Genomic DNA, 22271 nt, shown 5'->3' with positions numbered 1-22271 from the left:
TCGCAAACAGTACTGTTGAGCGCTGTGCGTGACGAACTCGTGTGGATCGACTGTGAGATGACCGGCCTCGACTTGGGGACCGACCGGCTCATCGAGATCGCGGCGCTGGTGACCGATGCCGACCTCAACATCCTGGGCGAGGGCATAGACGTCGTGATCCACGCCGACGACGAGGCACTGACGTCTATGGTCGATGTGGTCAGGGACATGCACGCCCGATCGGGCCTGACCGAGGAGGTGCGAGCGTCGACGGTCGATATGGCGGCCGCCGAAGAACTCGTCCTCGACTACATCCGCACGCACGTCAAGCAGGCCAAGACGGCTCCGCTGGCCGGCAACTCGATCGCCACCGATCGTGGGTTCATCGCGCGGGACATGCCCAAGCTCGACGACTTCCTGCACTACCGCATGATCGACGTCAGCTCGATCAAGGAACTGTGCCGGCGCTGGTATCCCCGGATCTACTTCGGCCAGCCCGAAAAGGGTCTGGCCCACCGCGCCCTAGCCGACATTCACGAGTCGATCCGCGAGCTCAAGTACTACCGTCAGACGGCTTTCGTCGCCCCGCCCGGGCCCTCGACCAGTGATATCGCCGCGATCGCCGGCCAGTTGGGCCCGCCGAACGGCGACTCTGCGGATATCGATTCGGCTGCAGAGCGCCCGAGCGGCTAGTATCGACGACGCCGCAGATGCTGCGGCGATGGTGGCTGTAGTTCAGTTGGTAGAGCACCAGGTTGTGATCCTGGCTGTCGCGGGTTCGAGTCCCGTCAGCCACCCAAACAAGTCAGGGAGCGATTCCGCTCCCTGACTTTTTTGGTCGCTCAGACGCTCGCGTTGCCCGACTTCCATTGGCTCCACGGAATGTTCCAGTCGCCAAGGCCTTCGGTGCCCGGGAGGATCGAGCCGACTGTGTTGTTTATCTCCACGATGTCGCCGCGCTTGGAGTTGTTGTAGAACCATTGCCCGTTGCTCGTGCTCACGTTGATGCACCCGTGGCTGACATTGCTGTAGCCCTGGCTACCCACCGACCACGGTGCGGCGTGCACATAAATGCCGCTGTAGGAGATCTGGGTGGCCCAGTCGACCTCGGTGCGGTAGCCGTTGGGTGAGTTCGTCGGCACGCCGTAGGTCGAGGAATCCATCACCATGTGGGAGCGGCGGTCACCGACGATGTAGGTGCCGTTGTTGGTCGGCGTGCTGTTCTTGCCCATCGAGACGGGCATGGTCTTGATGACCTCGCCGTTGCGCGTCACCGTCATCGTCTTGGTGTTGTCGTCGATGCGGGTGATTACCTCGTCGCCGATGGAGAAGTGCGTGGTGATGTTCTCCTGGCCGAACAGACCGTCGCCCAAGTCGACGCCGTAGGTGTTGACCGCCACCTCGACTTTGGTGCCCGGCTTCCAGTAATTCGCGGGCCGCCAACGTACTTCGCGGTTGTTCAGCCAATAGAAGGCGCCTTCGACAGGCGGCGTGGTCGTGATCTTGATGGCCTGCTGGGCGGCCAGGCGGTTCGGAATGTTCTCGTCGAACTGAACGGCCACCGGCTGACCGATACCGACGACCTCGCCCTCGCTGGGCACCACATAGGCCATCGTGAGGTTCTCCGGCGAGTGCGTCTCGAACGTCATCTGCCGGGAGGTGGCACCGCCCAAGCCGAGCGCCTCAGCTGTCAGCGTGTAGCGCTTGTTGTAACCGAGGGGCTCGGCGGTAGCCCACTGGAGGCCGTCCTTACTCAGCTTGCCCTGCACGGGCTCACCGTCTTCATTGACCATGGAGACCGCGCCGAGCACGCCGTCTTCGGCGCCGACGGTCACCGGCGACGCCGCGCTGACCCCCACGTCCCCGTCCTTGACCGTCGAGGCCAACTTGGGAAGGAGCAGGTCACCGAACGGTGTGCCTTTGTCGGCGATGACCTGAGGCTGCGGCGGCGCGGAGCTGCTACTACACGCCGACAGCCCAAGCGCGATTGCGGGAATGAGCGCGATGACGGTCAGCCATCGACGATTGCGACGCGGACCGGCCACGGATCTGACCTGCCACATTGTTTGCTCCACCTCACGAATAGAAGAATCTCTGGGAATAGTCTAAGGGCATCGACGACCCGCGGCGCGACGACAGCGTCGCTCTCCAGCGGCGGGCGAGTAACGATTTCGCGCGCGCCGCGCGGCCTGTTATCGTCTCACACGCAGCGCCGTTAGCTCAGTTGGTAGAGCAGCTGACTCTTAATCAGCGGGTCCGGGGTTCGAAACCCTGACGGCGCACCAGTGAATCCCTGTCGCGGCCTGGTGCCGCAAGCGCCGGCGTCGTCAGTCGGATTCCAGTCGGACGAGTAAACAGTCGTCCGTGAAGGTGCCCGACGGCGTGTAACCCCGCAGTGTTTCGACAAGGACGTCGAGCGACGAATCGCGCAGCCGGGTGAACAGGTCTTTGAACTCCGTCGGGGACAACGGACGGCCGTCGACGCAGGCATCCTCATAGGCACCGTCGCTATAGAGGAGGATGCGGCAGCCCGGCGACACCGGGTAGCTGCGCGAGGCGTAGACGGCATCATCGAACATCCCGAGAGGTTTTCCACCGGTGGACAACTGGGTGCTGGTGGCATCGGGACCAACGGCAATCGCCGGGGGTGCACCCGCGCTGGCGTAGCGAAGCGTGCGCGAGGACAACTCGTACACCCCGAACCACATCGTCAGGTAGTTCCCGTCGTGCTCGTCCATCTTGAAGAGCTGGTTGAGTTCGGCCAGCACCTGATCAGGGGCCAGCAGTGTGCTTGTGGGCAGGGAGCCCGAGCGCAACAGATTGTGCACCGACACCGACAACAGTGCCGGGCCGATACCGTGCCCGGAGACGTCGATCAGGTAGGCGATCAGGTGATCGTCGTCAACCCACCGATAGTCGAAGCTGTCCCCACCAAGCTGCTGGGATGGCAGGTAGCGCGAGGACACTCGTACCGGTCCTTCCAGTTCACCCGGCAGGATCGACGAGACATAGGCTGATGCGCTGTCCAGGCCCGCGGTAAGGAGAGCGGTGCTGTGACGGATCTCCTCGTTGGCCTGCTCCAGCGCGACCGTTCGGTCGTAGACCCGTTGTTCAAGTTCGGAGTAGACCTGCACGTTTTCCATGGCGATCGACGTCGCATCGGCTAGGGCCTGCAGTAGGGAGACCTCCTGCTCGGAGGGCTGCCGCGGACGCGCCCAGTAGTTGCCGATCGCCCCGATCGGTTCGAGCTTGCGGATGGGAACCATCACCAGGCTCTTCACGAATGTGGGCCGGTACGCCTCGTGGGGTACGCGGGCATCGCTGTAGATATCCGGGATCACCGCCGATTCGCGGTTGAGCATCGCCCAGCCGCTGACACAGGCCTCCAGGGGAAACCGGCTGCCCTTCCACAGCGGGGCGATCGCATCCTCGTCGGCGTAGTAGCACTTGTCATCGTCGCGCAACACGAAACTTGCGCCGTCGCAGCCGGTGAGTTCGCGAGCCGCGGTACGGACAATGCGCTGCACCTCCGGCAGGCTTCGTGCCAGCGACAGTTCCTGGACCGCTTGCACCAATCGCGCCATCCCACGGGCATAGTCGGTGTCGTTGAATTCGCCGCTCTCGGTGACCAACCTGACCGGAAAAGTCTGAGCCTCCATGCCGCCCCCCTCACTGACCCACCAGATGGAGTCATTCGCCGGGTAATCGGCGCCTGGCGCCGTCAACACTCCAATGTTGCATAAACGGCGAGGCTCCACGGCAATACTCCCGCAACGCCGCATTCCGCACCGCGTATCGCGGAGGCCGTTCCTCGGTCTACCACATTCGGACGGTTGCGGCTTTCGTTTGCGTAAATATCCAGCACCCTTCCAAGCTTGCCCGCGACATGTGTGCTGGAAATTACAGAAATCCAGTGATCCTCGGGCGTGCGCAGCGCAGATGATCGTTGCGGAGGTAACCCTTTCCACAGGCTTCCCCGGTTTAAGCTGCCAAAAGAGTGGCAATGATGCTAGAGTCCGCGTTAGCTGACGACGAGGGCACCGGCCCATGGTTCACAGCGGGAACCGAAGGACAGGGAATTAGCTGATGGCGCAGATTGGCGCAGCGTTCGGAGCTGGTGCGCACGGCGCGCACGGCGACGACGACGTAACTGGACAGGGCCCGGTCGCGGTGTACAACTGCAGCCGTATCGGCCGTGTCGCCAATCCGCCGAGCTCGTGGTTCTCGGACCTGTTCCGCTCCGGCCGCCGGCGCTGAACTGAGCAGCCTCAGCGCCTGATACGGCGCACGACGAGCACGATCACCACAGTTCCCACACCTGCCAGCGAGATGGCCACCGGCGGCTTCTTGACGAACTGGATCAACCCGGCCTTGAGGTCGTCCGCCAGCCGACGCGGGTTGGCACGCTCAGCCAGGGAGTCGACCGTCAGCGCCAGCTGGTCGCGAGCCTGGTCGATCTCCTGCTTGATGGTGTCGGGGTCGCGGTCCGCCACATCCATCTCCCATACGCGTCAAGCCCTGCTCCAACTCCGGTGCCTTGCGGAACTACCCTAGATCAGCTCGCATCAATCGAAGTGCACCGGTCCATGAGAGGGGATCCGCTCACGTGTCACAGACTCCGCGACTCGAGGTGGGCGACAAAGCCCCCGCGTTCAGCCTGCCTGACGCCGACGGCAACACCGTCAAGCTCTCCGACTACAAGGGGCGCAAGGTCATCGTGTACTTCTACCCTGCCGCCTCCACACCGGGTTGCACCAAGCAGGCGTGCGACTTCCGGGACAGCCTCGGCGAACTCAACGGAGCCGGACTCGACGTGATCGGCATCTCCCCCGACAAGCCCGAGAAGCTGGCCAAGTTCCGCGACAAGGAGAAGCTGACCTTCCCGCTGCTGTCCGATCCCGACCGCGAGGTCCTCACGGCGTGGGGCGCCTACGGCGAGAAGATGATGTACGGCAAAACCGTTCAGGGCGTTATTCGTTCGACGTTCGTGGTCGACGAGAAGGGCAAGATCGCCGAGGCGCAGTACAACGTCCGCGCCACCGGTCACGTGGCCAAGCTACGTCGCGACCTTTCCGTCTGAACCCAGGTTCGCCAGCAGCAGCGCCTCGGCGGTGGCAGCACGCTCGAGCACCCCGAGGTCCAGACTCTCGTTGACGCTGTGCGCCTGTGTTGCGGGGTCTTCCACGCCGGTGACCAGGATTGTGGCCGATGGGAACGCCTCGGCGAACTCGGCGATGAACGGAATGGACCCACCGATACCCGTGTCGACGGGCTCGGCGCCCCAAGCCCGCCGGAACGCCGCGCGGGCAACGTCATAGACGGCTCCGGTGGCGTCGATGGCGTACGGCTGGCCGACGTCGCCGGGGGTGACGGTCACCTGCGCCCCCCATGGCGCGTTCTGCTCCAAGTGACGGGTCAGGGCCGCAAGGTGCTCCTCCGCGTCGCCGCCCGGTGCGACACGCATGCTGACCTTCGCCCGCGCCCGCGGAATCAACGTGTTCGACGCCTTGTCGATCGGCGTGGTGTCGATACCGATCACCGTGATCGCCGGTTTGGCCCAAAGTCGTTGCGGCACCGACCCGGAACCGATTTCGCGGACCCCGTCCAACAGGCCGGCCTCCGCGCGCACCCGCGCCGGTGGGTAGTCGACGTCCGCAGCGGCAGCTTCGTGCAATCCCTCGACGGCGACGTTGCCCTCATCGTCATGCAGACTGGCCAGCAGCCGCACCAGGGCCGTCAGCGCATCGGGGGCGACGCCACCCCACAACCCCGAGTGCAGGCCGTGATCCAACGTCGCGACCTCGACCACGCAGTCGGCCAGACCCCGTAGCGACACCGTCAGCGAGGGCACCTCGGTGCTCCAGTTGTCCGAGTCGGCGATGACGATCACGTCGGACGCCAGCGTCTCACGGTGTGCGGCCAGCAGTCGGGACAGCGATGGCGAGCCCGATTCCTCCTCCCCCTCGACGAACACCGTGACGCCGACGGGCGGGTTGCCACGGTGGGCCCGGAAAGCCGCCAGATGCGTTGCGATGCCGGCCTTGTCGTCGGCCGTGCCGCGTCCGTAGAGGCGTCCGTCGCGCTCGGTGGGCTCGAACGGAGGCGAGTTCCACTGCGTGTGGTCACCCTCGGGCTGAACGTCGTGGTGGGCATAGAGCAACACGGTGGGCGCTCCCGGCGGCGCCGGATGCCTGGCGATGACTGCGGGGGCGCCGCCCTCGCTGACGATCTGCACATTCTTGAAGCCCGCGTCCGACAACAGCTTTACCACTGCATCGGCGCTGCGCTGTACTTCACCACGACGGGCCGGATCGGCCCACACCGATTCGATACGCACGAGGTCTTCCAAGTCGCGGCGCACCGACGGCAACACGTCGCGCACCTGCTGCACGAGATCGCTCACCCTTCGAGGCTAGCTGGTCGCCAATCCTTGGTGAGCAAACGCAGATTGGCCCGTTAGGTTTGCGACTCCAATATGACGACCGCTGCCGCAGTGTCACCCTCGTGGGTCATCGACACGTGAATGATCACGTCCTTCAGGTGTTCGCCGATAGCGCCGGTGAGGCGCACCTTGGGCCGGCCCCACATGTCGGTGACGACCTCGATGTCGCGGTGAATGCCCTCCGGCAGCATCGGCCGCTTGGCGAACCGCGACCCCGACCACGCCTTGATCACCGCCTCCTTGGCGGCCCAGCGCGCCGCCAGGTGCCGCGCCGCCGACGAGCTCTTGTCGGCGGCGTCACGCCGCTCGCCGGGCGTGAACGTCTCCGCGAACACCGTTCCCGGCTGGTCCACCTGTCCGGCGAAGTCGGGAATGGAGACGAGATCGATCCCCACACCCACTACCGCCATGCGCAAGAACCTATCTCACTGCCCTGAGAGCAGGTACACATCGTCCTCACCGAGGCGCGAAGACTCGTCCAGCAGCATTGCTGCTTCCTGCCGCTTCTCCGCGGCGTCTCCGCCGAATCGCCGGTCGGCCGGCTTCTCGTACAGCGGCCGCCCACCCGCGATCGCCGACGCCAGCCGCAGCTGTCCGGCCAGCACACGGGCGTCAGCCCTGCGCTTGTAATCTTCACGCTCATCGGGACTCAGCGCCGCGATGAACGCCTGCGGATGCACCAGCGCCACCAGTCCGGACACGTGACCGAAGCCGAGGCTGGTGATCAGACCGGCCTTCAACGGGAACTTGTCGCCGAACTTGAGGCTGTCGCGCAGCCAGACGAGGTGTCCAGCTCCGGCGACTTCGTCGTCGACGCAGTCCAGGCTGCGGTTCGGAGGGATGACGCCGTCGCGCAGGATCTGGCACAGCCCCATCATCTGGAATGCCGCGGCACCACCCTTGGAGTGGCCGGTCAGGCTCTTCTGTGACACCACGAAGAGTGGCGCGCCGGGCGACCGGCCCATCGAATCCGCGAGACGCTCGTGCAACTCGGTCTCGTTCGGGTCGTTGGCCAGCGTCGAGGTGTCGTGCTTGGACACCACTGCGATGTCGTCGGCACCTACACCCAGCTTCGCCAGCGAACGTGCCAACTGCGATCCCTTGCCGCCACGACCGGCTGCCAGCGCACCGAGCCCAGGCGCGGGGATCGACGTGTGCACCCCGTCACCGAAGGACGACACGTAGGCCACAACGGACAACACCGGCAGACCCATCTTCAGCGCGAGGTCACCGCGGGCGAGCAGGATCGTCCCGCCGCCCTGTCCCTCGACGAACCCGAGCCGACGACGGTCGTTGGCGCGCGAGAACTTCGAGTCGCTGATGCCCTTGGCCCGCATCACCTCGGTGTCGGCAGTGGCCGACATGTCACCGAATCCGATGATGGCCTCCAGCGTCAGGTCGTCGTAACCGCCGGCAACCACGAACTCGGCCTTACCGAGGCGGATCTTGTCCACACCTTCTTCGACTGAGATCGCCGCGGTGGCGCACGCGCCCACCGGGTGGATCATCGAGCCGTAGCTGCCGATGTAGGACTGAACCACATGTCCGGCAATGACATTCGGCAGAACCTCCTGCAAAATGTCGTTCGGCTTGTTCCGGCCGAGCAAGTTGCCGTGGTACATGGTCTGCATCGACGTCATGCCACCCATGCCGGTGCCCTGCGTGCTGGCCACCAGGCTGGGGTGGACCCAGCGCATCAGCTCGGTCGGGGTGAATCCCGCGGACAGGAAGGCATCGACGGTGGTGACGAGGTTCCACAGCGCCAGCCGGTCGATCGACGACACCATGTCCGCGGGGACGCCGTAGACCATCGGATCAAAGCCCGTCGGGATCTGCGCGCCGACCGTACGGGACAGCTTTGTCTTGCGCGGCACCCGAATCTCGGTGCCCGCCTTGCGGGTCACCTGCCAGTCACTGCTGTCCGGCACCGGAGCGATGACCGTGTGCTCCGGATCGAATTCCACGAACGGCCGAGCCTCGGCCTCCGACGACACGATGAACGTGAAGTCCTTGTCGAGGAAGACCGAAACCATGATCGGTGAAGCGTGATCCGGATCGATCGCGCCGTCGTCGACGAACTCGCGGATGCCGACCCGCTCGATGACCGCGTCGTGATAACGCTCCACCAGCTCGCCCTCGTCGACCAACTCGCCGGTCTGGACGTCATACCAACCCGGGGTGGGATCGTCCTCCCACTTGACCAGGCCGGTGGTCCACGCGAGCTCCAGCACGCCGGCGGCCGACAGCTCGTTGTCGACCTCCATCTCGAGGCGGGTGCGAGACGAGCCGTAGGGTCCGAGCTCGGCGCCGCCGACTATCACCACCAGATCGGCGGGGTCGACGTCGAGGTCGTCCCATTCCGGCGGCGGCGCGGCCCGGTAGCCACGCGGCGGGGACGGCAGCGCGCGGATCGTGCCGGCATCGTGGCCGTCGGCGTCGTCGCTCTCGGCTCCGCCGGTCGCCTGCTCGTCGCGCGCGTTGGCGGCCAACTCGGCCAGGTCCAGTTCGACCTCGGCCAATCCGCCGGTCAGGTCGGCCTGCAGCGGCTCGCGCGCAGCGGCCACCTTCGACTCGATGTCGCACAGGTCGAGCAACATCTTCGCCATCTCGTCGGTGGTATAGGTCGTCACTCCGGCTTCTTCCACGGCGTCGACGATGGCGTCGTTGTGACCCATCAGTCCGGTGCCCTTGGTCCAGCCGATCAACGCGTGCGCCAGCGAAACCCGCTGTGCCCACGATGATTCGGCCTTCCACCGGGTCACCAACGCATCGAGCGCGGACTTGGATTCGCCGTAGGCACCGTCACCGCCGAACATCCCGCGGTTGGGCGAGCCCGGCAGCACCACGTGCATCCGCGCCGCGATGTCACGTTCCGCGCCGACGTGCGACAGCCCGCCGATCAGCCGCTGAACGGCCCACAGCAAGACCTTCATCTCCATCTCGGCGCGCGATCCCGCATCCGACAGGTCGCCCGCCACTCGCGGCGCTGCGAACGGGAACAGAAGCGTTGGTGTCAAAGCATCCTTGAGGTGAATGGACTTCGGCCCAAGACTTTCGCTCTGTTCCGTACCGACCCACTCGACGAGCGCGTCGATATCGCTGTAGGACGCCATGTTGGCGGGCACGACCCACAACTTGGCTTCGAACCTGGCGTTGTTCCGGTACAGATCGCGGTAGAACGCCAGCCGGGTGTCGTCGAGCTTGGACGTGGTCGCGATGACCGTCGCCCCGCCGTCGAGGAGTTGGGCCACCACGGATGCCGCGATGGAGCCCTTCGATGCGCCGGTCACCACCGCGATCTCGTCGGTGTAGCTCCCCTTGCCCGGGTTCTCCGCGCCTGCGGCCGCGCGGCCGTACAGCGACGCGTGAATGTTGCGGCCCGCCGCCAGCGCCTTGCCCTGCCACCAGGTGGCCTGGGTGCCGACGATGTGGCCGGCGCCTTCGAACCGCTCGGAAAGACGCTGCCAGTCGGCGTCGATCTCGCCCTCGTCCAGCAACCAGAACCTGGCCAGATCCTCACGTGCGCTGGCCCAGCGGTCGTCGAACACCACTGCCTTGCGGCTGTCGAACGTCGGGGCGACCAAACGTGGCCAGTCCGAACCCAATTCGGCAGTTACCAGATCGATGAGCTCCGCATCCGTCGCGTCCGGCGCGCTGACCGGGGTGTCCAGGCCGAGCTGACCCAGGATCAGGCGGGCCGCCGAAGCGAGTACACCGTTGGGTCCGGTCACCTGCTGGGCAAACTCTCCGAGTGCCGCCGAGTCCACGACACCGCCACCGCCACCTGCGGCAGCGGGCAGCGTGACGGCGACACCGTGCCGTGCACCCACCGCCGACACCGCGGCGTCGATGACTTTGTCGACGGAAGCCGCGTCCGCAAGCGCGCCTGCGTGCAACCCACCCAATTCACCACCGCGCACGCTGGAACCCTCGCGGGTGCCCAGCGCCACCTCGACCGTGACGTGCTTGACCCAGCCGTCACCAAGTTCCCAGGTCTTCTTGACCCGCTCGGCGATGTATGCCGGCCGCTTGCCCGACGGCCCGAGGACCGTACGAAGCTGGTCGTTGATGGCGTCGGAAAGCACTGGGCCATAAGGCTTGTACGTACGGGCCAGCTTGGTGACCTGACCCTTCAGCCCAGCGAGGTCGGCGTCTGCGGCGCCGTCGATGGCACCCAGATTCAGCTCCGAGCCGAGGTCGACGAGCAGCTGGTTGCGCCGCGATGACGCACCGTCGGTGATCGACTCGATGGAGTCCAGCGGCTCGATCTGATCGATGCGCATCTTCGCCGACAGCGCGATCAACGCCGTCGTGGCGTCGGCCGCGTCGTAGACCAGATCCTCCGGGCGCGGGCCACCCGAGGGTGCCGCTGGAGCCGCGGCAGGGGCGGGCGCGGCCTCGACCGGCGGCGCGGACTCCGCGGGCGCGGGCGCCGCGTCGGCACCGTCGTCCGCATCGAGATCCGGCTCGGGGTCGGTGTCCGTGGCGAACAGCACCGCGGCGTCGCGCTCCGAGTTCAGCACCTCGGTCGTGTTGTGTGAGTACTCCGGGAGCTTGAGCGTGTTGGTCGCCAGCCCCGCGACGGTCGGCGCGGATTTCACACCGATCTCCACGAACCGCTCGATGCCCAGACCGCCCGCGGCCTCCTCGATGAAGAGCAGGTCCTGCGTCTCGATCCAGCGCACCGGGCTGGCGAATTGCCATGCCAGCAGCTCGATCACGACCTTGCGCATCAGCTCGCTCGGCTTCTCGTTCCGCCAGGTGTCGTAGTCGGCCAAGATCTCGTCGAGCGGCTCGGCGGGCACCAGATCGCGGATCTCCTGAATGAAATCCTTGTCGAGTGTGAACGGCCGCGGCACCAGGTTCGGGATGTATTTGCCGACGATCAGGTCGGGATCCGCGCCGCGCGGCATCACGCGCTCGAGCGAGCGACGGAAGTCGGCGACGCCGACCCGCAGCACCGAGGAGTGGAACGGCACGTCGATTCCGGGCACCAGAATGAATGACCGCTTGCCGCCGCTGATCTCGCGACGCTTCTCGACTTCCTCCTCCAGCACCTCCAGGCCGCGGACCGTACCGGCGATGGCGTACTGCGAGCCACGCAGGTTGAAGTTCACGATCTGCAGGAATTCACCGGTGCGCTCGGAGATCTCATCGATGAAGCCGGGGACGTCGTCGTCGTCGAGATCGATCTGCGACGGCCGGATGGCAGCCAGCCGGTAGTTGGACCGGCCGAGGTGGTCGCGCGGAACAATGTCGTGCATCTTGCTGCCGCGGTGAAACACCACCTCCAGCAGTGCGTCCAGTTCGTAGACACCGCTGACACAGGCCAGGGCGGTGTACTCGCCGACGGAGTGGCCGCAAGCCAGCGCCCCCTCGACGAACGCGCCCTGTTCCCGCATCTCGGCGACCTGGGCGGCCGCCACAGTCGCCATCGCGACCTGGGTGAACTGCGTAAGGAACAGCACGCCGTCGGGATGGTGGTAGTGCACACCGCTGGCGATCAGGCTGGTCGGGTTGTCCCGCACCACGTGCAGCACCGAGAAGCCCAGGGTCTCGCGGGTGAACTTGTCGGCGGTGTCCCACACCTTGCGCGCGGCTTTGGACCTGGAGCGAACCTCCATGCCCATGCCTTTGTGCTGGATGCCCTGGCCGGGGAACGCATAGACCGTCTTCGGGGCGGCCAGTTGCGCCGTGGCCGACATCACAAGCTCGTTGTTGACGCGCGCGGCGACCTCGACGATCTCTGCGCCACGATCGATTCCGACACGGTCGACGCGGAAGTCGATGTCGTCGCCGGGCAGCACCATGCCGAGGAATCGCGACGTCCAGCCGACCACACGGGCCGGCGGGGCGGCCTTGCCGTCGGTGGCGGTCACCACGTGCTGCGCGGCGGCCGACAGCCACATGCCGTGCACGATGGGCGATTTCAGGCCGGCCAGCAGCGCGGCCGCCCTGTCGGTGTGGATCGGGTTGTGATCACCGGACACCACCGCGAAGGCACGCATGTCGGTCGGCGCGGCGACGGTGACGTCACGACGGCGGCGACGCGGAGTCTCGGTCGCGTTGTCGGTGATCGCACCGCCGGCGCGCGGCGGGTCGCTGAGTTCGACGGCGCCCGTGCGACCGCGGATCGCAAACCGCTCTTCGAGTTTCGCCAGGGTGGTGCCGTCGGCGTCGGTGACGTCGACTGTCACTGGGACAACGCGTCCGTACTCGGTGTCGAAGGCGGCCGAACTTGTTGCGGTGACCGTCAATTGGGCAGCCGTCTTGGGCATCGGAGCGAGCAGGTGGGCGGCATGGTCCAGGTGCACCAAACTCAGCAGGCCCTCGATTACGGGGATTCCGTCGTCGGTGACCGCGGCCCCGATGGCCGCGAAAACCGCGGGCCAGCAATGGCCGACGAGTGCGTCCGGCACCAGCGTGAGACCGGGCGCCAACGGCGCCCCGAAGGTCGCGGTGACGCCGGTGTGGTCGGCGACCTCCTCCGGATCCCATTCGACGGAGACCGACGCAGTGTTGTCGTGCACCGGCGGCAGCGCGTCGGGGCCGTCGACACCGGCGGCGATCGCAAGGACCGAACGCATCGCCTTCGAGGCGTCCTCGACAGTCACGACCGGCATGCCGCCGTTGACGGTGCAGGACGGCAGAGTGAAGCGGATGTCGATCCAGATGTCGCTCAGCGGGACGCTCAGGGTGACTACACCGTCGGCGTTCAGTTCGAGCCGTGCGCCGGTGGACGGGTGTGTGGCACTGCGGTTTTCGTTGGCCTGCCACTCATCCGGCGCGCCGATGCGGTGTACCGGATTGATAGCGGTACGGCCTGCCCACAGCACGTCGGGCGAATCGAGTACGACCGCGAGGGCACCGGTGACGTCCTCACGGGCCTGGCGGCGAGACACCACCGGCGTCGGCTCGGCGCCCGAGGCGACCAGCGCGTCGATCGACGCCTGCTCGAAGCGGTCCAGCAGTTCGCCGACCGGCTCGTCGACCCGCGTGATCCCGGCGACCGCCTGCGTGCCGGGGATGATGCACACCTCGTCGGCGGTGTAGCGCGCGTCGTGGGCCTGCCACAACGAGTCGCTGCGCCACCAGCGGCGTACGTCCTTGTCGATGACCGGCACGAAGTTGACGGGCTTGCCCGGCGTCTTGCACAGCGTGATGAAGAACGGCACGTCGGCGGGGTGCAGCTTCAGGGTCCCCGCATCCGGGTAGCGCTGCAGCAGCTGATCGATCGCGGTCGGCGGATCCTCAAGCAGCGCTTGGCCTTCGGCAGTGTCCGCGAAGAGCGTCTCGATCGGGCCGGAGTCCTGCGGATGAAGTCGCGCCTCGGTTCGCTTGAGCATGTCGGCGAACCGGTCCCGCCATGTGTCGGCGATCCACGGGCTGCCCGGCGTTGCGGTGTCGGCGGTGCTGTCGCCGTCGCCGATCGCCAGCTCGACGTAACGGTTCAGCCACTGCAGGTAGGTCATGCCGCTGACGTCGCCGAAGTAGGGCTTGGCCGTGTTGGCCATCGCCGCGATAAGCTCGTCACGACGGGCCGCCACGGCATCCGCGTCGCCGGCGACCTCGTCGAGCAACCTGCCACATCGAGACGCGGCATTGTCGATCTCGTGAATGTCGGCGCCCAGCTGGCTACGGCTGGAAGCCATGCCGCCGTTGGCTTTTCCGGCGCTGATCCAGTGATCGGTGCCGGTCGTCTCGACCAGCATCTGCTTGACGGCCGGCGAGGTGGTGGCCTCCAGGGTCGCCATGGCCGCGGTGCCGACGAGAATTCCGTCGACCGGCATTTCGGGGAAGCCGTAGGCCTTGGCCCATGCGCCCGACAGGTACTCGGCCGCCCGTTCGGGCGTACCGATGCCGCCGCCGACACAGATGGTGATGTTGGACAGCTTGCGCAGATCCGCGTAGGTCGCCAGCAGCAGGTCGTCGAGGTCCTCCCACGAGTGATGACCACCTGCGCGTCCGCCCTCGATGTGGACGATGACGTCCTTGCCGGGGACCTCGGCGGCGATGTTGATGACCGACTTGATCTGGCCGACCGTGCCCGGTTTGAACACGACGTGGCTGAGGCCCACGGTGTTCAGCTCGTCGATCAGCTCGACGGCTTCCTCGAGATCGGGAATGCCCGCGCTGACCACAACGCCGTCGATGGGAGCACCGGACTGGCGAGCCTTCTGCACCAACCGCTTGCCGCCGACCTGAAGCTTCCACAGATAGGGATCCAGGAACAGCGTGTTGAACTGCACCGCGCGGCCCGGCTCGAGCAGGTTGGTGAGCTCGGCGATGCGGTCGGAGAAGATCTCCTCGGTGACCTGACCGCCACCGGCCAGCTCGGCCCAGTGGCCGGCGTTGGCGGCCGCGGCGACGATCTTGGCGTCGACGGTCGTGGGCGTCATACCCGCCAGCAGGATCGGCGAGCGTCCGGTCAGGCGGGTGAACTTGGTGGACAGCTTCACGGAGCCGTCGGGCAGCTTGACCGTGGTCGGCGCGAAGCTGGACCACGGGGGCAGCACCTCGGGCTCGGCGCCGACGGTGAACAGGTTGCGCTGACCGGCGCGGGTGGCCGCGGGCACGATTCCGACGCCCAGACCCCGGATGACGGGAGCGGTGAGGCGAGTCACGGTATCGGCCGGGCCCAGGTCGACGATCCATTTGGCACCCGACTCGTGCAGCCGCTCGATCTCGGCCACCCAGTCGATGGGACGGACGAAGATCGCCTCGGTCATCTCATGCGCCATCGCGGCGTCGATGCCGCACCTGGCGGCCCAGCCCTCGACGACCGCGACGCCGTCGGCCAGCCGCGGGGTATGGAAGCCGACCTCGACCTGCACTCCGTGGAATTCGGGTGCGAACACCGCTCCGCCGCGGAGCTTGTTCTTGCGCTCGGCTTCTTCCCGTTCCGTGATCTTGCTGCAGTAGAGCTCGAATCGGCCCAGTTGCTCCGGCGTCCCGGTGATGACCACGGAGCGCCTGCCGTTGCGAATCGACAGCACCGGCGGAAGCACGGTGCGGACATCCGTACTGAATTCCTCGAGCAGCTCGCGCATGCGTTCGGGGTCGACGTTGGTCACCGACACCATCGGCGTCTTGTTGCCGCGACCGACCATGCCCCGTCGTCGGGACATCAACGAACCGGCGGCGCCGATCAGTTGCAGCAGCGCCAGGAGCTCGGCGTCCTTGGTGCCTTTGGCCCGCAGCGATTCGCAGGCCATGATGCCCTGGGAGTGGCCCGCCATCGCGACCGGCGGGGTGTTGTACAGATCCAGGCCCTGCCTGGTGAGCGCGCGGATGGCGGCCATTTGAGCGAGCAGGATGCCGGGGCCCGAGATCGCCGCGGTGACAAGTTGTTTGGTGGCGGGCAGCGACTCCTCGGCGGCCAGGGCCCGCACCCACTGCATCGGCTCGAAGCCGATCGGCCGCACGACCACCAGCTCGCGAGCGACGGGCTGCAGCAGCAGCTCGGCCTCGCCAACCACTTCACTGAGCTCGGACTCGATGCCAGCCGAGCTGACCAGCTCTTCGAGGTTCTCCAGCCACGCGGCGCCCTGCCCACCGAACGCGACGGCGTAGGGCTCACCGGCGTTCAACCGATCGACGAGCGCATGCGCGGAGGGGCGGGCTCCCGGGCGCTCCGTGGTTGACTCTGCTGGCACCCGGTGCTGCTCGTTGATCGTCACGTCTTGATTTCTCCCTCGGTGCTATCTGCGCTTATCGCTCGTCGTCTGTGGTGGCTGTGGCGTCGCTAGAAGCTGTCTGGTCCGCGCTCCCCTGCGGGGACCATGCGATTCGGCGTCGAATCCCGACTTGTTCATCCGGTCCAGCGGACATCCCAGCCGTACTAAGAGTGTCATAAGAGACGACACCATTTTCGCGCCCGAAATGGTTACTAGCGAGTTCTACGCACGGGTAACCGGTTATGAGATAACGCGCGCCTTCGAACCGGCCTCAGCTATCCGGGACAAACGTCCTGTTGGCGGGTGGTTACGGTCGAGTAGGCGCAACAGCGCTGATCAAGGCGGTATTGTTATCGAATCGTTATCTAAATTTTTTGGCGGTGTCCACCTGCGGCATTGCGGCGCGCAGAGTCGACAACTGGACATGATTTGTCTTGTCAGCGAGCCCGGCCACCACAGAAAGTTTGCTGACTCTACTTACTGACCGGTAAGGTTTAATCCCACTGTCCGTATTGCGGCTTGAGTATGTGGTTGATGTCGACCCCAACGCCTCCGACGGAGCGCTTGTCGATCTCCACCTGGTGCAGATGGGCCGCCGGATGGGCGATCTTGCCGGGCGATCCCCAGTTGTGCTGCCAGTACCACGCGCCAAGCCCATCCTGGGCGGCCCACTCGATGGTCTTCGAGTTGGCGTAGACGCCGGTGCGCTGATGCCCCAGCACTGCCTCCCAGCCCCGCAGATACGGCGCGACCTGCTGCTTGTACTGCTCGTACGACGGATCGTCGTCGATCGACGTGTAGATCGGCGATCCGTAGGAACCACCGGCGGCGACGTGCAACTCCCATCCCCGCTTGGCGTGCGCGACACCGGCGTTCTGCCCGCCGAGCCAGTCGGCAGTGTCCTGCTTGCCGTACTGGTAGCAGGACACGATCTTCAGACCATTTTGATAGAGGTCACGCGCTTCGGCGATCTGGATCGGCTTACCCAGCATCCAGGCACCCCCCGGCCTGCGGTCGGAGACGTACCGAATGGCGCCCAACGCGCCCGACGCCCGGATGTCTCTGGCGCTGATCACCCCGGCTGCATAGTCGAGCAGGACGCCCAACGGCGCTGCCGAAGCCGTGACGGGAGCAGCCGCGGACACCAGCGTCTGCAGGCCTGCGCCGGCGGCAAGCGCGGCGGGCAACACGGCGGCACCTTTCAGCACGTCGCGCCGGGAAATTGACACGTGCCACAGAGTACGACAGCAACATCACTTTTCACGACAGCGCCACTGGTCACACCTGCATCAAGATTTACTGTCACGGCAAGGTAGCCGAGCGAACACGAGCAGGTGTGAAATCGGCGATGAACTGCGGCGCGAACATTCCGATTCCTACGATTGACCATGCCCTCGGACACGATCAGCGCTGGATCTGCTGTGAACGTCCCCGGGGGCGTGCGAGACCCGCAGGTAGAGCTGATCGGCGTCCGGAAGGAGTTCGGCGGCGGCGTCGTGGCTGTCGAGAACGCCGACCTCACAGTCGCGGACGGCGAGCTGTTCGCGATCCTCGGCCCCTCCGGATCCGGAAAGACCACCGTCCTGCGCATGATCGCGGGATTCGAGCAGCCCACGTCCGGGACGATCAGGCTTGGCGGCGCCGACGTCACCGCCGTGGGCGCGCGACACCGCGACGTCAACACCGTGTTCCAGGAGTACGCACTGTTCCCGCACATGACCGTCGCGCAGAACGTCGAGTACGGCCTGAAGGTGCGCGGGGTCCCCAAGGCCGAGCGCAGACGTCGTACTAGCGACGAACTCGACTTGGTCCGGCTCACCGAGCATGCGTCCCGACGCCCGCAGCAGTTGTCGGGCGGGCAACGTCAGCGCGTGGCGCTCGCACGCGCACTGGTCGGACGGCCACGGGTGCTGCTGCTCGACGAGCCGCTCGGGGCGCTGGACCTCAAGCTGCGCGAGCAGATGCAGATCGAACTCAAGGAAATCCAGCGCGAAGTCGGCATCACGTTCGTCATCGTCACTCACGACCAGGACGAGGCGCTGAGCCTCTGCGATCGGCTCGCGGTGTTCAATCACGGGCGCATCGAGCAGGTCGGTCCGTCGCGCGAGGTCTACGAGAACCCGGTCAACAGATTCGTGGCCGATTTCGTCGGCAGCTCGAACGTGCTCGTCGGCGCCGTCGCTGAAGCACTCGTCGGACGTTGCGGAACGTTCGTGGTACGGCCTGAGCGTATCGGCGTCTTCGCGGCCGACACCGACTCGGTGCCCGGCGTGCGCACGGTCGCGGCCACGGTGTCCGAGCTGATCTACGCCGGTCCCACCACCAGGATCACCGCGCACACGCAGGTCGGCGTCGACCTCACCGCCACGGTCCTCACTGCCAGCACTTGGCTTCCGCCCGACCTACACCACGGCAGTCCAATCACCTTGGCCTGGCCAGAAAAAGCTGTACACGCCCTGATGAACGAGGAGTAGCGAATGCCGTCCAGGAGACGACTCAGTCTTGTGCTCGCCGCGTGCACCGCCCTCGTGCTGGCCGGCATCACCGGGTGCTCCGACCAACCTGGCAGAGACGCACCGCCGCCGCAGCTGGAGCCGATTGGGGCGGTCGGCGACGGCGAGGGCGAACTCAACCTGATCGCATGGGCGGGCTACGCCGAGGACGGTTCGAACGACAGCAGCGCCGACTGGGTGACGCCGTTTGAGCGACAGACCGGTTGTCAGGTCAACGTGAAGGTCGGCAACACCTCCGACGAGATGGTGCAGCTGATGCGCAGCGGCCAGTACGACGGCGTGTCCGCGTCCGGCGACGCGACGTTGCGGTTGATCTACGCCGGCGATGTCGCCCCGATGAACACCGATCTCGTACCGAACTACGCCTCCATTTCGTCGTTTCTTAAAGACAAACCGTGGAATTCGGTGGACGGCAAGATGTATGGGATCCCGCACGGCTGGGGCGCCAATCTGCTGATGTACAACATCGAGGTCGTTCGTGATGCTCCGAACTCATGGGCGGCGGTATTCGACGACGCGGACAAGTACAAGGGCAGGGTCACCGCGTACGACTCCCCCATCTACATTGCCGACGCGGCGCTGTACCTGTCCAAATCGAAGCCTGAACTCGGTATCAAGGATCCGTACTCGCTGACGCCCGAACAGCTCGACGCGGCAACCGAATTGCTCAAGAAGCAGCGGGAGAACATCGGCGAGTACTGGTCGGACTACACCAAGGAGGTGCAGGCGTTCGAATCCGGCACCTCGGTCATCGGTACGACATGGCAGGTCATCGCGAACACGATCGGCTCGGAGAACAGGGTGCAGGTCAACACCGTTCTGCCCAAAGAGGGTTCAACGGGGTGGTCGGACACCTGGATGATCTCGTCGAAGGCCGCGCATCCCAACTGCATGTACAAGTGGATGAATTGGATCTCCTCCCCGGAGATCAATGCCCAAGTCGCCGAGTTCTTCGGTGAGGCACCGGCCAACACCGAAGCGTGCCAGTACACCGTCGAACCGGACTTCTGCGACATCTACCACGCCACCGATGAGGACTTCGCCGCCAAGATCCATTACTGGACCACACCGCAGAAGAACTGCGTGGACGGCAGCGGGGAAAACTGCACGGCCTACAACGAGTGGGTCGACAAGTGGCAGCAGATCAAGGGGTGATGTTGCGCGGTGATGAGCGCTCGCGCGAAGAACAGACAAGTTGCGCCGCTGCGGCCGTCTCACCGACGGCGTATCAGCCTCGGCTTCCTGCTCGCGCCACCCTTGGCCTGGCTGGTGATCGCATATCTCGGATCCCTTGCCGTGCTTCTAGTTTCGTCCTTCTGGAGCACGGATGCCTTCACCGGCGCGGTGGTGCACTCGTTCACCTTCGACAACATCGCGCGGGTGGCGACCGACGAGCTTTTCCGTACAGCCGCGGTGCGCACCCTATCGGTGGCGCTGACCGTCACCGTGATCTGCGCCGTGCTCGCCGTGCCGCTGGCTTTCTACATGGCCAAGGTCGCGTCACCACGGGTACGGCTTGCGCTGGTGGTCGCGGTGACCACCCCGCTGTGGGCCAGCTATCTGGTCAAGGCGTACGCGTGGCGCATGCTTCTTTCCCCCGAAGGTCCACTGGTCTGGGCGACCGAATACACACCCGGGTACGGCCTGGCTGCCACCATCGTGACGCTGACCTACCTTTGGCTGCCCTACATGGTCCTCCCGGTGTTCGTGGCGTTCTCCCGGGTCCCGGACTCGCTGCTCGACGCGAGCGCCGACCTCGGCGCCTCCGACATGTCCACCCTCCGAATGGTGCTGGCGCCGTTGGTGTTTCCAGGTATCGCTGCGGGATCGATCTTCACCTTTTCGCTGTCGCTCGGTGACTACATCGCGGTGACGATCGTCGGTGGCAAGACTCAATTGCTGGGCAATATCATCTACGGCCAACTCGTCACCGCCAACAACCAACCACTCGCCGCCGCGTTGTCGATCATCCCGCTGCTGGCGATCGTGGCCTACCTGTTGGCGATGCGGCGCACGGGCGCACTGGAGAACATCTGATGCTGTCGAACACCGCCCGCCGCCTCGTCCGGGGTTGGACGCTGGTCGTGTTGCTGTTCCTCTATGCACCACTGCTCCTTGTGGTGATCAATGCGTTCAACACCTCCCGCACATTCGCTTTTCCCCCGACGGGATTCACGCTGCACTGGTGGTCGGACGCCTGGAACAGCCACGGCATGTGGCAGTCACTCGTGAACTCGGCTGTCGTCGGTCTCGGCGCAACGGTCATCGCGCTGGTGCTGGGCACGATGGCAGCGGTTGCAGTGCAGCGTTACGACTTCTTCGGCAAGCATGTGGTGAGTCTGCTTGTGGTACTACCGATCACGCTGCCGGGGATCGTCACCGGTATTGCATTGAATGCGACCTTCACATCCGCACTCGGCATCTCTCTGGGCATGGCCACCGTCATCATCGGGCACGCGACGTTCTGCATCGTGATCGTCTTCAACAACACTCAGGCGCGGCTGCGGCGGATGGGAAGGAGCCTGGAAGACGCCTCGGCCGACCTCGGCGCGTCGCCGTGGCAGACCTTCCGTTACGTGACCTTCCCGATGATGCGGGGTTCGGTGGTCGCGGGTGCGGTGCTGGCGTTCGCCCTGTCCTTCGACGAGATCGTCGTCACGACGTTCACGGCAGGCCCGACCGTCCAGACACTCCCGATCTGGATTTTCGGAAACCTGTTCCGCCCCAACCAGGCACCCGTGATCAATGTCGTTGCCGCCGCACTGACCATTGTCGCAATAATTCCGGTGTGGCTGGCGCAGCGCTTCGGCGGAGATCCCGCCGTCAGCCGGGTGTAGTGCCGGCACACCGGCGCAGCAGCTCACTCAGTAAGCCGCCGGCTGGGTGGCCAGTCGCGGCCGTCTCCAATTGCCGCCGCAGCGACTCCTCCATGCGAATCGACAAGACGTGGCCCCATAGCTCGCGGTAGTCCCTGGCCATCTGCCCCATTTCGTCGAGCTCGAGCGGCTTGGGCCGATGGTCCTTCCCGAACTTCGCCTCGACGGAATCACCAAGCGTCCGGACGAAGCCGCTGACCAGTCCATCGGCCGCGTCCCGGGACGACTCGTAGATTCGCAGCAGCGCGCGGACGTAGAGCAGCTGATCGGAAGTGCGGCCCAGGATCTCGGCGATCGACGGGTCGATGACGACGACGCTGTCGGCGCGCGCCTCGGCGAAGCCGAGTTCGATCAACTTTCGCGCCGCCTCACTGTCGGGATCGATGCGGACGGCACGGGGCCCCGGGATCGGCTCACCGTCTGAAGTCCGCTCATCGTCCGCGTCGGATGGGGATACGTCGTTCGGCGTGGGCCCTAACAGGGCGCGCTGGATACCCAGGATGTCGGCCAGATCGGCGCCTTGGCGCATGCTCGCAAAGAACTCGGCGATGTGGGCGGAGTTGAAGCCGCGGCGAAGCAGCTGGTTGATGGTGCGCAACTGCGACAGGTGGTAGTCGTCGTAGAACGCCGAACGGCCGACGCGCCGGGGCGCGTCGAGCAGTCCGCGTTCGCGGTAGGCGCGGATATTGCGGGCACTGACGCCGGATATCCGCGCGAGTTCTTCGAGACGGTACTCAGCCAACGAAACGCGCCCCGATCGACATCGGGGCGCGGAGTAGCCGTG

The 22271-nt window shown here is 65.7% G+C and carries 15 protein-coding genes and 2 tRNA genes; 9 read left to right on the top strand and 8 right to left on the bottom strand.

The features are described from left to right. Positions 1-24 precede the first annotated feature (24 nt). Both orn and G6N36_RS28700 read left to right on the top strand, forming a co-directional pair. A complete protein-coding gene (gene orn, locus G6N36_RS28705; RefSeq protein WP_083125776.1) occupies positions 25-672 on the top strand; it encodes an oligoribonuclease in 648 nt (215 codons plus the stop codon). Positions 673-703: 31 nt separating this feature from the next. Beyond that, positions 704-776, top strand: a tRNA-His gene (locus G6N36_RS28700). Between the two features lie 45 nt (positions 777-821). Here G6N36_RS28700 and G6N36_RS28695 read toward each other — a convergent pair. After that, positions 822-2042 carry a L,D-transpeptidase gene (locus G6N36_RS28695; protein WP_163690172.1) on the bottom strand — a complete coding sequence of 407 codons (1221 nt, stop codon included), beginning with the start codon at positions 2040-2042 and terminating at the stop codon, positions 822-824. A gap of 146 nt (positions 2043-2188) precedes the next feature. Between G6N36_RS28695 and G6N36_RS28690 the strand changes: the two genes are divergently transcribed. Further along, a tRNA-Lys gene (locus tag G6N36_RS28690) sits at positions 2189-2264 on the top strand. A 42-nt stretch (positions 2265-2306) separates the two neighbouring features. On the opposite strand, the gene G6N36_RS28685 is transcribed toward G6N36_RS28690, so the two are convergent. Next, positions 2307-3638: a PP2C family protein-serine/threonine phosphatase gene (locus G6N36_RS28685; RefSeq protein WP_163690171.1), complete on the bottom strand. Its 1332-nt coding sequence runs from the start codon at positions 3636-3638 to the stop codon at positions 2307-2309. A 427-nt stretch (positions 3639-4065) separates the two neighbouring features. Here G6N36_RS28685 and G6N36_RS29485 point away from each other — a divergent pair, with 427 nt between their 5' ends. Then, entirely contained in the window at positions 4066-4236 is a 171-nt protein-coding gene (locus G6N36_RS29485) for a hypothetical protein (RefSeq protein ID WP_170311148.1), read from the top strand. An 11-nt stretch (positions 4237-4247) separates the two neighbouring features. On the opposite strand, the gene G6N36_RS28680 is transcribed toward G6N36_RS29485, so the two are convergent. Continuing rightward, entirely contained in the window at positions 4248-4472 is a 225-nt protein-coding gene (locus tag G6N36_RS28680; protein ID WP_163690170.1) for a DUF3618 domain-containing protein, read from the bottom strand. A gap of 113 nt (positions 4473-4585) precedes the next feature. Between G6N36_RS28680 and bcp the strand changes: the two genes are divergently transcribed. After that, entirely contained in the window at positions 4586-5059 is a 474-nt protein-coding gene (gene bcp / locus G6N36_RS28675) for a thioredoxin-dependent thiol peroxidase (RefSeq protein WP_163690169.1), read from the top strand. Here bcp and G6N36_RS28670 read toward each other — a convergent pair. From G6N36_RS28670 to G6N36_RS28655, 4 genes are all read right to left on the bottom strand, one after another. Continuing rightward, positions 5036-6382: a dipeptidase gene (locus G6N36_RS28670; RefSeq protein ID WP_163690168.1), complete on the bottom strand. Its 1347-nt coding sequence runs from the start codon at positions 6380-6382 to the stop codon at positions 5036-5038. The genes bcp and G6N36_RS28670 overlap by 24 nt on opposite strands. 53 nt (positions 6383-6435) lie before the next feature. Then, positions 6436-6831, bottom strand: a complete 396-nt coding sequence (gene acpS, locus G6N36_RS28665) for a holo-ACP synthase AcpS (RefSeq protein ID WP_163690167.1) — start codon at positions 6829-6831, stop codon at positions 6436-6438. Positions 6832-6846: 15 nt separating this feature from the next. Beyond that, a complete protein-coding gene (locus tag G6N36_RS28660; RefSeq protein ID WP_163690166.1) occupies positions 6847-16101 on the bottom strand; it encodes a type I polyketide synthase in 9255 nt (3084 codons plus the stop codon). Between the two features lie 491 nt (positions 16102-16592). Next, positions 16593-17327, bottom strand: coding sequence for a DUF1906 domain-containing protein (locus G6N36_RS28655; RefSeq protein ID WP_163690165.1), 735 nt, complete (start codon positions 17325-17327; stop codon positions 16593-16595). Between the two features lie 159 nt (positions 17328-17486). Between G6N36_RS28655 and G6N36_RS28650 the strand changes: the two genes are divergently transcribed. From G6N36_RS28650 to G6N36_RS28635, 4 genes are read left to right on the top strand one after another with little or no spacing between them, the layout of a single operon-like run. After that, a complete protein-coding gene (locus G6N36_RS28650; protein ID WP_163690164.1) occupies positions 17487-18572 on the top strand; it encodes an ABC transporter ATP-binding protein in 1086 nt (361 codons plus the stop codon). A 3-nt stretch (positions 18573-18575) separates the two neighbouring features. Further along, positions 18576-19766 (top strand): ABC transporter substrate-binding protein, encoded by a 1191-nt coding sequence (locus tag G6N36_RS28645; RefSeq protein WP_163690163.1) that lies wholly within the window; start codon positions 18576-18578, stop codon positions 19764-19766. A gap of 12 nt (positions 19767-19778) precedes the next feature. Then, positions 19779-20648 carry an ABC transporter permease gene (locus G6N36_RS28640; protein WP_179964887.1) on the top strand — a complete coding sequence of 290 codons (870 nt, stop codon included), beginning with the start codon at positions 19779-19781 and terminating at the stop codon, positions 20646-20648. After that, on the top strand, positions 20648-21448 hold the full coding sequence (locus tag G6N36_RS28635) for an ABC transporter permease (protein WP_163690162.1): 801 nt from the start codon (positions 20648-20650) through the stop codon (positions 21446-21448). The genes G6N36_RS28640 and G6N36_RS28635 overlap by 1 nt, the downstream gene beginning before the upstream one ends. Here G6N36_RS28635 and G6N36_RS28630 read toward each other — a convergent pair. Then, entirely contained in the window at positions 21435-22229 is a 795-nt protein-coding gene (locus G6N36_RS28630; RefSeq protein ID WP_163690161.1) for a MerR family transcriptional regulator, read from the bottom strand. The genes G6N36_RS28635 and G6N36_RS28630 overlap by 14 nt on opposite strands. Between the last annotated feature and the right edge of the window lie 42 nt (positions 22230-22271).

This window comes from Mycolicibacterium gadium (assembly GCF_010728925.1).
In the GTDB taxonomy this organism is placed as follows: domain Bacteria; phylum Actinomycetota; class Actinomycetes; order Mycobacteriales; family Mycobacteriaceae; genus Mycobacterium; species Mycobacterium gadium.
Note: the sequence above shows the minus strand (reverse complement) of the source record. Positions and strands in the feature narration are given on the sequence as shown.

Excerpts from the sequence above, each read along its gene's own strand:
- G6N36_RS28635 (WP_163690162.1), top strand. The coding sequence starts at position 20,648 with ATGCTGTCGAACACCGCCCGCCGCCTCGTCCGGGGTTGGACGCTGGTC.
- G6N36_RS28685 (WP_163690171.1), bottom strand. The coding sequence starts at position 3,638 with ATGGAGGCTCAGACTTTTCCGGTCAGGTTGGTCACCGAGAGCGGCGAA.
- G6N36_RS28650 (WP_163690164.1), top strand. The coding sequence starts at position 17,487 with ATGCCCTCGGACACGATCAGCGCTGGATCTGCTGTGAACGTCCCCGGG.
- G6N36_RS29485 (WP_170311148.1), top strand. The coding sequence starts at position 4,066 with ATGGCGCAGATTGGCGCAGCGTTCGGAGCTGGTGCGCACGGCGCGCAC.
- G6N36_RS28645 (WP_163690163.1), top strand. The coding sequence starts at position 18,576 with ATGCCGTCCAGGAGACGACTCAGTCTTGTGCTCGCCGCGTGCACCGCC.
- G6N36_RS28695 (WP_163690172.1), bottom strand. The coding sequence starts at position 2,042 with ATGTGGCAGGTCAGATCCGTGGCCGGTCCGCGTCGCAATCGTCGATGG.
- acpS (WP_163690167.1), bottom strand. The coding sequence starts at position 6,831 with ATGGCGGTAGTGGGTGTGGGGATCGATCTCGTCTCCATTCCCGACTTC.
- G6N36_RS28640 (WP_179964887.1), top strand. The coding sequence starts at position 19,779 with ATGAGCGCTCGCGCGAAGAACAGACAAGTTGCGCCGCTGCGGCCGTCT.